7 protein-coding genes and 1 pseudogene are annotated in these 15,948 nt (G+C 36.6%); 2 read left to right on the top strand and 6 right to left on the bottom strand.

All coding sequences use genetic code 11. From position 1 onward, the window contains the following. On the bottom strand, nucleotides 1-202 hold a 202-nt coding region (locus BMW37_RS08490), incomplete at its 3' end, for a helix-turn-helix domain-containing protein (protein WP_143047619.1). Nucleotides 203-274: 72 nt separating this feature from the next. Here BMW37_RS08490 and BMW37_RS08485 point away from each other — a divergent pair. Beyond that, nucleotides 275-517 (top strand): Txe/YoeB family addiction module toxin, encoded by a 243-nt coding sequence (locus BMW37_RS08485; protein WP_093319693.1) that lies wholly within the window; start codon nucleotides 275-277, stop codon nucleotides 515-517. 777 nt (nucleotides 518-1,294) lie between these two features. On the opposite strand, the gene glgP is transcribed toward BMW37_RS08485, so the two are convergent. The 5 genes and pseudogenes from glgP to glgB all read right to left on the bottom strand — a co-directional run. Next, nucleotides 1,295-3,763: a glycogen/starch/alpha-glucan family phosphorylase gene (glgP, locus tag BMW37_RS08475; protein ID WP_093319676.1), complete on the bottom strand. Its 2,469-nt coding sequence runs from the start codon at nucleotides 3,761-3,763 to the stop codon at nucleotides 1,295-1,297. Between the two features lie 66 nt (nucleotides 3,764-3,829). Further along, nucleotides 3,830-5,302, bottom strand: a complete 1,473-nt coding sequence (glgA, locus tag BMW37_RS08470; RefSeq protein ID WP_093319673.1) for a glycogen synthase GlgA — start codon at nucleotides 5,300-5,302, stop codon at nucleotides 3,830-3,832. A gap of 16 nt (nucleotides 5,303-5,318) precedes the next feature. Beyond that, on the bottom strand, nucleotides 5,319-6,608 hold the full coding sequence (glgC, locus tag BMW37_RS08465) for a glucose-1-phosphate adenylyltransferase (protein ID WP_093319669.1): 1,290 nt from the start codon (nucleotides 6,606-6,608) through the stop codon (nucleotides 5,319-5,321). A gap of 62 nt (nucleotides 6,609-6,670) precedes the next feature. Further along, nucleotides 6,671-8,683, bottom strand: coding sequence for a glycogen debranching protein GlgX (glgX, locus tag BMW37_RS08460; protein WP_093319667.1), 2,013 nt, complete (start codon nucleotides 8,681-8,683; stop codon nucleotides 6,671-6,673). 375 nt (nucleotides 8,684-9,058) lie between these two features. Next, nucleotides 9,059-11,242: pseudogene (glgB, locus tag BMW37_RS08455) on the bottom strand (1,4-alpha-glucan branching protein GlgB); the annotation flags it as partial. 628 nt (nucleotides 11,243-11,870) lie between these two features. On the opposite strand from glgB, the gene hrpA reads away from it, so the two are divergent. Continuing rightward, nucleotides 11,871-15,848: an ATP-dependent RNA helicase HrpA gene (gene hrpA, locus BMW37_RS08450; RefSeq protein WP_093319664.1), complete on the top strand. Its 3,978-nt coding sequence runs from the start codon at nucleotides 11,871-11,873 to the stop codon at nucleotides 15,846-15,848. Nucleotides 15,849-15,948 lie beyond the last annotated feature (100 nt).

Genomic DNA, 15,948 nt, shown 5'->3' with positions numbered 1-15,948 from the left:
GCTTATCTTTATGACGTTGTAAGGCTTTGCTATTTGCTTGCTTATAACGATACCCTCGGTGTCCTTTATTACGGTTTACTTCTCTGCTGATTGTACTTTGTGAACGCTCAAGATCTTTTGCTATTTGTGATATAGAAATTTCTTTTTTTAATGCAGTATTGATATAATGCCTTTCTTCAAGACTCAGGTGATTGTAGCTCATTGTGTAGCCCTCTGCTTAGTTTGGTCGCTTAGCATTATATCTCTGAGTCTTGATCTTTTCGACCCTCAATTAATGCCATGCGACTCACAGCGGCTATGCACTTATTATACGAATCCACGAAAGACTAACAAAAAAATAAATGATCTTATAAAAGAAATAAGCAGAACACCTTTCGAAGGCACAGGAAAACCTGAACCTTTAAAGCACAATCTTGCAGGATTTTGGTCTAGAAAAATTAATGAAGAACATAGAATTATTTATGAAATAAGTGATACTGCTATATTGATAGCATCATGCAGGTATCATTACGAATAATTTCGATTGCATGAACTAAGTGGATCTCAAAAAAGCACTTGATCAGTCAGAATAAGCGGTAATTGACTCATTACTCTCAAATTCAACGGAAGAGATGCTGAAATTGTAAACTATGAGGATTATCACTAATGACTATGTACAACCAAGCCCATCAAGGAGAAATTTTGAGGGGGCTGTTAATTAAACCCTTAAATTTAACAATCAGCAATACTGCAAATCACCTTGATTAAGCAGAAAAACCCCGTCAAAAATATTAAATAGACGAAGTTCAATTATTCCTGAAATAGCCATGCGATTAAAACTTGTTTTTGTTAGGCCATCAGCTGAACATTTGTTGCTTCTTCAAAAGGCTTACGATATTTCGATTCTCAGAACTAGAAAAGAAACCCTATATGTGAAATCTTTTAAGCCTATACTGGGATAAGTTTACGTGATCGGTATAAATGAGAATGAGTGATCGGAATGATGAGGAAATACAATGCTTTTAAGATACTTCAAAATAGTTATTATAATATGGTTGTTGCCATGCCCAAGGAAAGTTATCAAAGCAAACCTTTCAGTGTCAATTTAGTCTTAGAACCCACAAAAACGCTAAATATGGCTATTATCCCAGTAAAAACTAAAGTGAGTACAATTTGAAATGAGAAATTTAAAGATATTATAATACAATCACTTGAGTTGGCAATTGCGCTTGACCTTGTAATTATCAGCAAATTCAACTTTAGTGCCTAATAATATCGCACCCAATTGATTAAAATAAGGTGCGATATTATTATTTTATGCTAGATTAACAGGTTTGATTTTCCAAATATCGTCAGCATATTCTTGTATTGTCCTATCTGATGAGAAATATCCCATATTAGCAATGTTAGAAAGAACACTTTGAGCCCATTTATCTTTATTTTGATAATGCTTATCTACTTCATCTTGCATATCAATATAGCTACGATAATCAGCTAGGAGTTGATAGTAGTCTCCAAAATTAACCAAATTATCAAATAAACCCATATAGCGATGTGGTTCAAATGGACTAAAGGTTCCATTGGCTATTTGACTTAGTACTTGGCGTAATTCTTCATCTTTATCAAAGAACTCTCTTGGGTTATATCCTTTACTCCTGAGCGCCTCTACTTGCTCCGCAGTATTGCCAAAGATAAAGATATTTTCATCGCCAACATTTTCAAGCATTTCAACATTAGCACCGTCAAGCGTACCAATTGTTAATGCTCCATTTAAAGCAAATTTCATATTACCAGTACCTGATGCTTCTGTGCCTGCTAATGAAATTTGTTCCGATAGATCAGCTGCTGGAATCACAATCTGGGCAAGACTCACGCTATAGTTAGGAATGAATACCACTTTAAGCTTATTGAAGGCTCTTGGGTCATTATTGATAATTTGTGCAACATCATTGATTAAATGAATAATTTGTTTAGCAACATAGTATGAAGAAGCTGCTTTTCCAGCAAAAATAACGACTCTTGGTACAATTGGTGCATCTGGGTCTTGTATTATACGGTTATAACGAGTGATTACATGTAGTACATTTAAAAGTTGACGTTTGTACTCATGAATTCTTTTTATCTGCACGTCGAAGAGGCAGTTTGGATTAACAACCGTATTAAGATGTTCTGCGATATAATTAGCTAATCTTTTTTTATTCTCTAACTTAGACTCAGTTAAAGCATTTAGGACATTTTCATCATTCTTGAATTGGTTTAAACCTGCTAAAAGTGATAAGTCCCTACGCCAATTACCTTTAAGATGTGTATCAAATACTTTAGATAAAGATGGATTAGCAAGTGCAATCCAGCGACGAGGTGTCACACCATTTGTTTTATTACAAAAACGCTCTGGATAAATTTTTGCAAAATCAGCAAAAAGAGAATCGACCATTAATTGTGAATGTAGCGCTGATACACCATTGATTTTATGGCATGCAATCACAGCTAGCCAAGCCATTCTAACTTTTCTGCCATGAGCCTCATCAATGATTGAAACTCTTCCAAGAAGATCAGTGTCATTTGGGAAACGATCTCGTACTGCTTGTAAAAAAACATCATTGATGTCAAATATGATTTGTAAGTGCCTTGGTAAGACTCTACCTAACATGTCAACAGGCCAAGTCTCAAGTGCTTCTGACATGAGAGTGTGGTTAGTATAGGAGAATGTCTGTTTAGTAATAGTCCAAGCGTCTTGAAATGACATTTTATGTTCGTCGACTAAAATGCGAATTAATTCTGGGATAGCAAGGACAGGGTGAGTATCATTTAAGTGAATCGCAGCTTTTTCATGCAAGTTAGTGAACGTATCATGAATTTTCAGGTGTCGTCTTAAGATATCTTGAATTGTGGCAGAAACTAAAAAGTACTCTTGACGAAGTCTAAGTTCTTTACCTGAATCTGTTGAATCGTTAGGGTATAAAACACGAGAAACATTTTCTGAACTATTTTTTTCAGCAACTGCTTCTAAGTAATTACCTTGGTTAAATTTGCCTAAATTAATTTCTTTGCTAGTTTGAGCACGCCATAATCTCAGTGTATTAGTGAAATTGATTTCATATCCAGGGATAAGTTGATCGTAAGCACATGCCAAGATATGTTCAGTATCAAGCCATTTCGTTTTATTGCCTTCTTGTTGAATTCTGCCACCAAATTTGATTTTATAGCGAAGATGATGGCGTTTAAACTCCCATGCATTTCCATACTCTAACCAATTATCTGGTGATTCTACTTGCTGGCCGTCTATAATTTTCTGCGTAAACATACCATAATCATAACGGATACCATAACCACGCCCTGGTAAACCAAGAGATGTAAGAGAGTCTAAAAAGCAGGCTGCGAGCCTGCCTAAACCACCATTTCCTAGTCCTGGATCATCTTCCTCGTTTACAATATCATCAATGTTAAGTCCTAGTTCTTTTAAAGCTTCTGCAATTTCATTATAAATATTTAGTGAAATCAGGACGTTTGATAATGTACGTCCAATTAAAAACTCCATTGATAAATAATAAACTTGTCTAGAGTCTTGATCTAATTGTGCGGTTGTTGCATTTAATTGACGCTCTACAATACGATCCCTTACGGCGAAAAGGGTAGCATTAAGCCAGTCATGTTTATCAGCAACTTCCGGATGTTTACCAACAATAAACATAAGTTTATAGACGATAGATTGCTTAAGCGCGTCAGATGTGGCGCCGGGTGAATTATAATTAAAATTTGAAGGTAAATAATTAACGTGTTCCATATTGGTTCCTATTTAAAATTATCTTAATGCTTGGTTATTGAGTTGATTCATTTAAATCTTAAGTTTTTAAAGCGATCGGTAGAGTTCTAAATATGCCTTTGCTGCTTTTTCCCAGGAAAAATCAACGTCCATTGCAGTTTTTTGAACTTGCTTCCATTTAATATTATCGTTCCACAAGGTAAAGCTTCTTCTTATGGCTTGCTGAAAATCTTCGAGTGTTTCACGTTCAAATACAAATCCTGTAGCAATATTGTCAGCTAAGTTTTCTATGCTAGTATCAACGACACTATCGGCAAGTCCACCCGTTCTTCTTACAAGAGGAAGAGTGCCATACTTTAGACTATATAATTGAGTCAGCCCACAAGGCTCAAATCTACTTGGTACAAATAAAACATCAGCTCCAGCAATAATTCTGTGTGCTAACGCTTCATCATAACCAATCACAACTGCAACTTGATCTGGGTATAGTTTAGCTATTTCTTCAAAAGCATGTTGTAGGTGCGCTTCTCCTGTACCTAATAATACTAATTGTCCTTTCATTTGAATAATATTAGGAAGCGCAGCTAAGACTAAATCTAATCCTTTTTGCCAACTTAACCGACTCACAACTGCAAAGATAAGAGATTTAGAATCTATGGTAAGATCAAATTCATCTTGCAAAGCCCGCTTATTGTCGGACTTACGATCAAGATTTTTTGCAGAATAATTTTGTTTAATTAAAGTATCTGAATTAGGTGACCAAATTTGGTAGTCCACTCCATTTAGAATACCTGACAACTGACCATTAGCACGTTTAGTTTGCAACAAACCATCAAATCCACCACCATATTCAGCTGAACAGATCTCATTTGCATAAGTAGGGCTTACGGTTGTGACATGATCGGCAAAGTAAACCCCTGCTTTTAAATAAGAAACTTGACCATGAAATTCGAGCCCTTCGATATTAAAAAAATGCTCTGGTAACCCAATTAATTCAAGTAGAGAGGTTGCTTGTTCTATACCATTTTGGTGGTAGTATTTCGGAAAACAGCCAGGGTAAGCTAAGTTATGAATAGTAAAAACTGATTTTGCAGGTCTTCCATGATAAGCAAGATAGGCGCACGCTATACCAGCATGCCAGTCATGTGCATTAACGATTTCAGGGCGCCAAAATCCATCTAATCCTTTTGCGATTTCACAGGCAATATATCCTAGTAATGCAAAGCGAATCGCATTATCTGGATAGGCATTTTGATATGAATCATGGTACGGACTACCAGGGCGATCATAAAAATAGGGGGCGTCAATTAGATAGAGACTAGTTCCATTGAGCTCTGCATAAAAAAGAGATATCTCACCTGCAAATGTCTTAAAAGTGGTAACCTTATCGACCTTATCAGCCTGTTTCATTCCATGCCATATGGCTGGAAAAGCAGGTATTAGAATTCGTGAATCTGCTCCTAATTGATTAAGTGCTTGTGGTAGTGCACCAATAACATCGGCTAATCCCCCTGTTTTTAGCAAGGGGTAATATTCTGAACAAACATGTAATACCCGCACAATGACTCCTTAGTAATTAAGAATTAGAATTTAGTTTTGCAATCATTTCTTTTGTGACAAGTACAATTCCATTTTCTGTTCTGTGAAATCTACGGCTATCATCATCCGCATTTTCACCAATAATAGTACCTTCAGGTAAAATACAACCCCTATCAATAATGCAATTGCGTAATCTTGATGAACGCCCAATGTTAGATTCAGGCATAATGACGCTAGATTCTATCGTGCAAAAAGAGTTAACTCTCACTCTTGAGTATAGGACTGAGTTGCTAACAACAGAACCAGAAACAATACAGCCTCCAGCAACAAGTGAGTTTAAAGTCATGCCGTGACTGCCTGATCTATCTTGAACAAATTTAGCAGGTGGCAGAGATTCTACATAAGTTCGAATTGGCCAAGCTTTATCGTAGATATCAAGTTCAGGTGTCACACTGGCAAGGTCTAAATTCGCTTTCCAGTAGGCTTCAAGTGTTCCTACATCACGCCAATAAGGTTCATTGGTAGGTGAGCTGCTGACACATGAAAGTGTAAAGGGATGAGCATAAGCAAATCCTTGGCGAGTTGCTTTGGGAATAAGATCCTTACCAAAATCATGATTAGAACCTTCTGTAACTCTATCTTCTTCCAGTAATTCAAACAAATATTCAGCATTAAAAATATAAATTCCCATGCTGGCTAATGAGCGAGATTCATCGTTAGGCATACATGGTGGGTCAGCTGGTTTTTCTAAAAAGTCGACAATTTTATGGTTTTCATCCACTGCCATTACGCCAAATTCAGATGCTTCACTTCTTGGAACAGGAATACAAGCTACTGAAACTTTTGCGCCTTTTTCTAAATGATCAATTAACATTCTGGAATAGTCCATTTTATAAATATGGTCACCAGCTAAAATGATCACATATTTAGCATCGTATCGGCGGATAATATCCATGTTTTGAAATACTGCATCTGCCGTACCTGAATACCATTCTTCTCTATCAGAACGTTGCTGAGCTGGGAGGAGGTCTACAAATTCATTCATTTCAGATGTTAAAAAAGACCAACCGCGCTGAATATGCTTTACGAGGGAATGGGAATGGTATTGAGTTATCACACCGATTCGACGAATACCGGAATTAATACAGTTAGACATGGCAAAATCAATAATTCTAAATTTCCCACCAAAGTGAACAGCAGGTTTTGCACGCTTATTCGTAATATCTTTCAGTCTAGAACCTCGACCACCTGCAAGGACTAATGCTACAGACTTTAACGGTAATTGACGAGCTAAACTTAGTTGGTCATGCTGATTAAAAACGGTCATAGAGCCTCCCAAAATTAAAAAAAACAGTAGTGATATTTAGTATATAGCTAAGATTTAACTTTCTATTGTTTAAATAAGTAAACACCTCGTTCAATGGTGACAGTTTGCATATTAAACGAAGACATATTGAATAATTCATCAGAAGAAATTACAAACTGCCATTTACCTTTTGGCAATATTAGATTTTGTGCTTGGTGACTCCTGTTAAAAATTAACAACCATTTTTCACTGAGTTTAATTTGCAAAATAGGATAGGTGGTGCTTTGCCATTCATCCAAGCTAAGAGAGGTTGCATCAGCATTTAACCAGTTGACTTGATTTTTTCCATCTTGCCACCATTGGTTTTCTGTTAAAGCAGGGATCTGATGCCTAATTGTAATCAATTTCTTTATCCAAGCAGATAAAGATGAGGTACTAGAAGACCAATCTAACCAAGAGGTTTCATTATCTAAGCAATAGGCATTATTATTGCCAGATTGACTATTATGAATCTCATCACCCGCAAGTATCATTGGCGTCCCTTGTGAGAGTAATAATGTGAACAGCAATGATTGTTTTGTGATGGCACGATTAGCTAAAATGGTATCATCATTTGTGATTCCCTCTGCACCATGATTATTACTAAAATTATTATTTGTCCCATCACGATTTTCTTCACCATTAGCAAAATTATGCTTATTGTTATAGGCAACACAATCTTCTAAGGTAAAGCCATCATGTGCGGTAATGAAATTGATACTGGCAAAAGGTGACTCCCTACTTGCAAAAAGTTGCCTAGAGCCTGCAAATGCTTGAGCAAAATCACCAAGAGTAATAGGGTGATATAACCAAAATTGACGTATGGTATCTCGATATTTATCATTCCAATCAGCAAATGGATCAGGGAACTGTCCAACTTGGTATCCACCCAATCCAACATCCCATGGTTCGGATATTAATTTTACCTTGCTAATAACAGGGTCATTAATCATTGCCACTAACAACCGTGCATTTTTATCAAAAGCCGGTGTGCGGCCTAATAACGTGGCAAGATCAAATCTGAATCCATCAACGCCATACTCTAATATCCAATGGCGTAAAGAATGCAGGACATAATTTAACATCCCCTCATGCTGTAGGTTAGTTGCGTTCCCACAGCCAGTCATATTATCGTAGTCACCGTTATCTAATAACCAATATGCGTTTTGATTGTCCAGTCCTCTGAATGAAAAAGTAGGCCCGTCAGCATCAAGTTCTGCTGTGTGGTTATAGACCACATCCAGTATGACTTCAATACCAGATTCGTGTAATTTATCGACAGCATAACAGAATTCCTCTTCAGGACTCATCCCTTGAAATCCAGAAGCATAACTAGGCTCAAGAGCACTATGAGCGATAGAGTTGTATCCCCAATAGTTAGATAAACCGATGGATTGAAGTCGTGGCTCATCGCTATGATGTGCAATAGGCAATAATTCAATTGCACTGATTCCAAGTGATTGATAATGCTCTAACATCACAGGGTGAACTAACCCAGCGTATGAACCACGGATTGCTTCAGGTATATCAGGGTGCATTTTTGTCAATCCTTTAGCATGAGCCTCATAAATCACGGTTTTATGCCAAGGATGATTCGGTTTAGGCGCCTTAAATTGATAATTTAGAGGCGCTGATACTATTGATTTAGCCATGTAAGGGGCGCTGTTATAGTGATTAGGTTTTGCGTTACCCCCATAATGGCTAGTATGATTTTTAGGCGTAGAGTCAATTTTTAAACTATATGGATCTAATAATAGTTTCTGGCTATTAAATCGTTCACCACGTGCTGGATTAAATGGCCCAAAAGCCCGATAACCATATCTAAGTCCAGGTTTTGCTAATTTGCAACTATCTAAGCTCAAATAACCATGCCAAATATTGCCTGTTTTACCAGGCATTGCTAAACGTATTTCGCACTCATTGTCATCAAAAAAGCATAATTCAATATGCTCGGCACTCGCAGAATAAATGGCAAAGTTAATGCCATTTTTATCCACAGTCGCACCAAGCTTTACAGGCGAACCTTCAGTTAATAAATATTTCGAACCTATGGTCATTCACTATGCCTCATTATTAGTTGTATTAGATAAAATTGAATCTGTTTTAGACGCATCTGCTTTATTTGAAACAGGTTCTTTACTAACAGTTTGCTTAGTACTTTTTTTAACAGTTGTTTTTTTGGGTTTATCAGCTATTGCTTTCTCTTTTAAGACGGATTTTTTTGCTGTTGCTGAAACTTTTTTCACAACAGTCGCAGTCTCAACTGAGGCAGAGGCTTCTTGCTTAAGGTCATCTTGTTGTAACTCAGGTTTTAATTCTGAGCTTGAGTTGGCTTTTTTAGTTACAGTTTTTTTAGTGGCTGAAGAAGCCTTTTTTTTCGTTGGGTTTTTAACGTTTTTAGCTTCATCTTTAGACGTTGGGGTGTTTAGGTTTTCGATTTTATTTGAAAAAAACACTGTAGCCATAGGTGGAATTGTGATGTTGATCGAGTATGGTTTGTGATTGAATTCAAAATCCTCTGCTAAAACACCACCATGATTACCAAGATTTGAACCGTTATAGTATGCTGAATCACTATTAAGCACTTCTTCGTAAAAGCCAGGAAGATTAACACCTATACGGTAATCATGCCTTGGTACCGGAGTGAAGTTACTGACAGCAATAATTTCATTCCCTGCTTTATCACGGCGCACAAAGGCATAAATAGAATTATCACTATCGTCCACGACTAACCATTCGAAACCGTTATTGTCATAATCTAATTCAAATAATGGGGAATTGTTTTTATAAAGTAAATTTAAATCTTTAACGAAGTTTTGCACTCCTGCATGATAACCTTCTGGATTATCAAGTAGATGCCAGTCTAAGCTTTCATCATGATTCCACTCTTTGCCCTGTGCAAATTCACATCCCATGAATAATAATTTTTTACCAGGGTGTGCCCACATGAAACCATAATACGCTCTTAAATTAGCAAATTTTTGCCACTCATCGCCTGGCATTTTAGATAATATCGAACCTTTACCATGCACTACTTCATCATGTGAAAGTGAAAGAATGAAATTTTCTGTATAGTGGTACATCATAGAAAATGTCATTTGGTGATGGTGGTATTTTCTAAAAACAGGTTCTTTTTGCATATAGCTTAGGGTGTCATGCATCCAGCCCATATTCCACTTATAATGAAATCCAAGACCATTATGTTCAGGAGGGAGGGTTACACCTGAAAAATCAGTTGATTCTTCAGCAATAGAAATGCAATGTTGGCATTGCTGCCCAATAATTGAATTGGCTTCTTGTAAAAAGCTTATGGCTTCGAGGTTTTCTCTACCACCGTGGTGATTGGGTATCCATTCACCTTCAGCTCGGCTATAATCTCGATAAACCATTGATGAAACAGCGTCTACTCTTAAAGCATCAGCACCAAATTGTTCTACCCAATATAACGCACTACCAGATAAAAAATTTCTGACTTCATGACGGCCGTAGTTATAAATATGTGTATTCCAATCTTGATGAAATCCTTCTTTAGGATCAGCATATTCATACAGTGCAGTACCATCAAAATGTGCCAATCCATGTGGATCATTTGGAAAATGCGCTGGAACCCAGTCTAAAATTACCCCAATATTTTTAGCATGTGCCGCATGAATGAGATCTCTAAAGTCATCAGGCTTACCAAAACGACTTGTAGGAGCATACATTCCGGTTGGTTGATACCCCCAACTACCATCAAATGGATATTCTGTAATTGGCATAAGTTCTATATGTGTAAAGCCCATATAAGCCACATAATCAATTAACTGAGTAGCTAATTCTTGATAAGATAACCATTGATTTGATTCAATATGTCTTCTCCAAGATGCTAAGTGCACTTCATAAATAGAAATAGGTTTATCAAATTGGTTTGCAGTAAAACGCTCAGAAGGTGGAATAATTTTCTCAGGTAAAGCTGTTACAATAGACGCGGTTTCAGGTCTGAGCTGCGCTGTGAAAGCAAAAGGATCTGCTTTATGAATAATTGCGCCAAAGCAATCACGGATTTCAAATTTATAATGATCACCTTTTGTTGCATGAGGAATAAATATTTCCCAAATGCCAGCTTCTCTGCGTAGGCGCATAGGATGGCGTCTACCATCCCAAACATTAAAATCACCTATCACTGAAACACGTTCAGCATTTGGTGCCCAAACAGCAAATCTAACACCTTCTACTTTGTCTATCGTTGTTAAATGGGCCCCTAATTGTTGATATGGTCTCAAATGTTTCCCTTCGCTTAAGAGCCAAATATCCATTTCAGGAATAATTACTCCAAATTTGTAGGGATCTTCTAACTGAATTGTGTGTGGTTGCTCATCATTATTAAGCCAAGTAACTTCAAAAAGGTAATCAAACCGGCTTTTAATTGAAGGTAAAAATGAACCAAAAATACCCCTTGCATCTAGTTTGTCTAGTGTTGCAATTTCTTTTAATGTACCTTTGTTGATGACCTTGACACACGTGGCTTCAGGAAGTAATGCATTGATATAAAATTGTTTTGATTCTACGTGTTGATGAAGTCCTAAAACGCTAAATGGATCTGGATGTTTTGCTTCCATTAATAACGCGATATCCATATCTGTAATGGTTTTGACTTCATGAATATCTACAACTTTATCTACTTTGGTCTTTGGTGATTTGGTTGCAGATGTTTTTTTAGCGGTTTTAGCTGGGGTCGTTTTGACGGTGGCTTGGTCATTTTTTTCAGCTTTAGGACTTTTCATAACAGTATCCTTACGTTCACACGGGTTTAAAAACAGATGAAAAAGCATTCATTAGTTAAGAATTAATGTACGCTCTAATTTTAAATTCAAATTGATACACAAGTTGACAAACAAAGCATACACTTAAAATATTACAAATGTTACATTAAAAAACTTTTTGACAAAAACCAAACGCTATTTTGTAAATTTGCGATCTAAATCTTTAAATAAATCAATTAATCGTCAAATAGAAATGAGTAATTAATTGAATGATTAATTATTGCTCATACATGCCCAAATATTGCTGCGAATTTAAGCTATTTTTTTCCTGTATTTTTTCAGCTATACGATTAAGCAAGGTCTAAATAGATTACTGCAATTAGCAAGTTTGATATCGTTACATTAGATAGTATTTATCGTATAATTTACGAATAAATCAATTATTCATATTTACACATAACACACCACTTAAATTAACAAGATATTGAGAAAAAAGATTTTTATGACTTCATTACAGCAGAATGAACCCCAATGTGCACCTTTGACATTAAAAGTACTTTACTCTGAGTTAGATCAACTTTTGATAGCAGATGCAATCAAACTTAAACGCCGCATCAGAGGAATAGATAAAATTAGAAAAGATAGTGCCAAGCAAGCTGTCATGAAAGAAATTTTGCAAGAAATTGAAAATTTGAAATCTAAAGTTACTATCCGAAAGCAATCTGTTCCTATTATTACTTATCCTGAAACTTTGCCCGTTAGCCAAAAGAGAGAAGATATTCTTAAAGCAATTGCTGAAAACCAAGTTGTAGTGATTGCTGGGGAAACAGGTTCTGGTAAAACGACGCAAATACCTAAAATGTGCTTAGAGCTTGGTCGAGGAATTAAAGGATTTATTGGACATACACAGCCAAGAAGGCTGGCTGCAAGAGCAGTTGCGCAGCGTTTAGCCGATGAGTTAACAGAAGGCGAGCAGGTAGGGCAGATTGGTCAGACCGTTGGCTTTAAAGTGCGTTTTTCTGATCATGTCAGTGACAAAACACTTGTTAAATTGATGACTGACGGTATTTTACTTGCTGAAATTCAGCAAGATAAATTGTTGTCACAATACGATACGATTATTATTGATGAAGCGCATGAACGAAGCTTAAATATTGATTTTATCCTAGGGTATTTAGCCTCTATCTTGCCCAAAAGACCCGATTTAAAAGTTATTATTACTTCCGCTACGATAGATCCAGAGCGATTTGCAAAACATTTTTCTGGCAAAAATGGACCAGCCCCGATTATTGAAGTGTCAGGCCGCACCTACCCAGTAGAAGTTCGTTATCGACCCATTTATGAGTCTAACACAGATGAAGAAATTGCTTTGGAAGCTCAAAATGAAAATGAAAAAGATTTGATTCAAGCAATAATTGAAGCTGCTGATGAATTAAGTTATGAAAGTGATGGAGACATTCTGGTTTTTTTAACAGGAGAGCGTGAAATCAGAGATGTCGCAGAAGCATTAGGTAAAGAGACACTAAACAATCCAAGATATCGGCATACAGAAGTCGTACCTTTGTATGCAAGATTATCAAACAGTGAGCAAAATCGAATTTTTCAGCCTCATACTGGCAGGCGAATTGTGCTAGCAACCAATGTGGCTGAAACTTCATTGACAGTCCCTGGCATAAAATATGTCATAGATTCTGGAACAGCAAGAATAAGTCGATACAGCTACCGCACTAAAGTTCAACGTTTACCGATAGAGCCGATTTCTCAGGCGTCCGCTAATCAAAGAAAAGGGCGATGTGGACGTGTGAGTGAAGGGATTTGCATCAGGTTATATAGCGAGGCGGATTTTTTAGGGCGTCCTGAATTTACAACCCCCGAAATATTAAGGACCAATTTAGCATCTGTTATTTTGCAAATGTTGTCTATTGGCCTAGGTGATATTGAAGCATTTCCTTTTATAGAGCCACCTGATATTAAACAAATACAAGATGGGCTTCGATTATTAGAAGAATTAGGCGCTTTGACTTCGCAAAAAGGACTTACACAACTAGGTAGACAATTAGCACAACTTCCCCTTGATCCGAAATTTGCAAGAATGATCATCGCAGCGAGCCAAACAGGTGCAGTACAAGAGCTTTTGATTATTACTGCAGCATTATCCATTCAAGACCCAAGAGAAAGACCTCAAGACAGACAACAGGCTTCTGATGAAATGCACCGACGTTTTATAGATGAGCGCTCTGATTTTATGGCGTTTATAAACTTGTGGCGGTATGTTCAAGAACAAGATAAAGCATTAACAAATAACCAGTTTAGACGGATGTGCAAAAAAGAATTTTTAAATTATCTTCGATTAAGAGAGTGGGAAGATGTTTATACTCAGTTACGTCAAACAATCAAATTGATGGGTTTGCCTATTAATAGTGAACCTGCTGACTTTAATACTGTTCATATGGCTTTATTATGCGGTTTAATTACCAATGTTGGTATGAAAGAGGCAGAAAAGCATGAATACCAAGGAACACGTAATACCCGCTTTCATATTTTCCCTAATTCAGCTGTGTTTAAAAAGCCGCCGAAATGGATATTGGTAGCTGAATTAATGGAAACAACACGTTTATGGGGTAGGGTATGTGCGCAGATAGATCCACTTTGGATTGAACCTTTAGCAACCCATTTAGTTAAACATACTTATAGCGAGCCACATTGGTCTAAAAAGCAAGGTGCTGTCATGGCCTATGAAAAAGTTACTTTGTTTGGATTACCAATTGTGGCAGCTCGTTTAGTCAATTATGCAAAAATAGATCCTGAAATTTGTCGTGAATTATTCATTAGGCATGCACTCATCGAAGGGGAATGGACAACTAAACATGCCTTTTACCATGAGAATAGAAAATTATTGGCTGAGGTTGAGGCCTTAGAGCATCGAGCAAGGCGCAGAGATATTTTAGTTGATAATGAAACTTTGTATGAATTTTATGATGAAAGGATTGATGCCGATGCTATTTCTGCCAAACATTTTGACACTTGGTGGAAAAATAAATCAAAAGACAATCCTGATTTGCTTAATTTTGAAAAACAAATGCTCATTAGAGAGGATGCGCAAAAAGTAAGTCAAAGTGATTTTCCAGTTTTTTGGCATCAAGGGAGTCATAAATTTAAATTAACCTATCAATTTGAACCGGGCGAATTTGATGATGGGGTAACTGTCCATATTCCACTTGGGATATTAAACCAAGTACAAGATATCGGTTTTGATTGGTCTGTCCCAGGATTAAGGCATACCTTAGTTATGGCTTTAATTAAGTCATTACCTAAATCATTAAGGCGTAATTTTGTACCCGCACCAAATTTTGCAGAAGCGGTCTTAGCAAGAGTGACAGATTACAATGTGCCTATGCTAAGTTCTATTGAAAAAGAACTTCGTAAAATGACAGGTGTCACGATTGATGAAGATGATTGGGATTTGGAAGGAATTGAATCGCATTTAAAAATGACATTTAAAGTGTTTGATGAGCATAATAAAGTTGTAGCTAAGTCAAAAAATCTAACTGAGTTAAAAGCGACTTTGCAACCTCAGGTTGAAGCTGCATTAGCCGCTGTCGGTAATCAAATAGAGAGTGATATTTACACTGATTGGTCTTTTGATAGCATTCCAATGTGTCAAGAACAACGGAAAAAAGGCTACACATTGAAAGCTTATCCTGCACTTGTAGATAATAAAGAAAGTGTCGTTATAAAATATTTTGACTCAGTCGCTCAGCAGCAGTTGTCAATGAGAGAAGGATTAAGGCGATTGGTTTTGTTAAATATACCTTCCCCAATTAAATATTTACATGAACATTTACCAAATAAGGCGAAGTTAGGGCTTTATTTTAATCCATATGGCAAGGTCATGACTTTAATTGACGACTGTATCAAAGCTGCAATTGATCATCTTATTTCCGCGTATGGTGGTGTTGTTTGGGAAAAAAATGACTATGAGAAATTGATTGAGTATATAAAAGCTAACATAAATGAAACAGTGGTAGCAATCGCTAATCGAGTTGAGCAGATTTTATCTAAACAATATGAGCTGTCTAAACAGTTGAAAGGCAAAATTGATATGAATAGCGCCTTTGCTTTATCCGATATTAAGCAACAGCTATCTAGGCTTGTTTTTCCTGAATTTGTCGTGGCACATGGTAGTGATAAATTACCAGACATTCTAAGATATCTTAATGGAATTGAGAAACGATTAGAAAAACTCAAAGTAGATGCCCTTAAAGATAGAGCGCAGATGTTAAAAGTCCAAGCAGTTGAACAGCAATGGCAGAATTGGTTTAATAAGTTAACTCTAGAGTTAAAAGCAAATAGTGAGGTGATTACGATACGTTGGATGATAGAAGAATTAAGGATAAGCTTATTCGCTCAGCAATTAGGCACACCATATCCAATATCTGAAAAAAGAATTCTACAAGCTATGATGCAAATTGAAACTTAGTTTAAAGGCATTTGATACACGGATAATGAACACGGCAATAATGCTATTTTGATTTTGCTGTGTTCACGTTTCTTACACTGTAATAAATCATTTCTGAACG

The sequence above is a fragment of the Thorsellia anophelis DSM 18579 genome (genome assembly GCF_900111395.1).
Lineage (GTDB): Bacteria > Pseudomonadota > Gammaproteobacteria > Enterobacterales > Thorselliaceae > Thorsellia > Thorsellia anophelis.
Note: the sequence above shows the minus strand (reverse complement) of the source record. Positions and strands in the feature narration are given on the sequence as shown.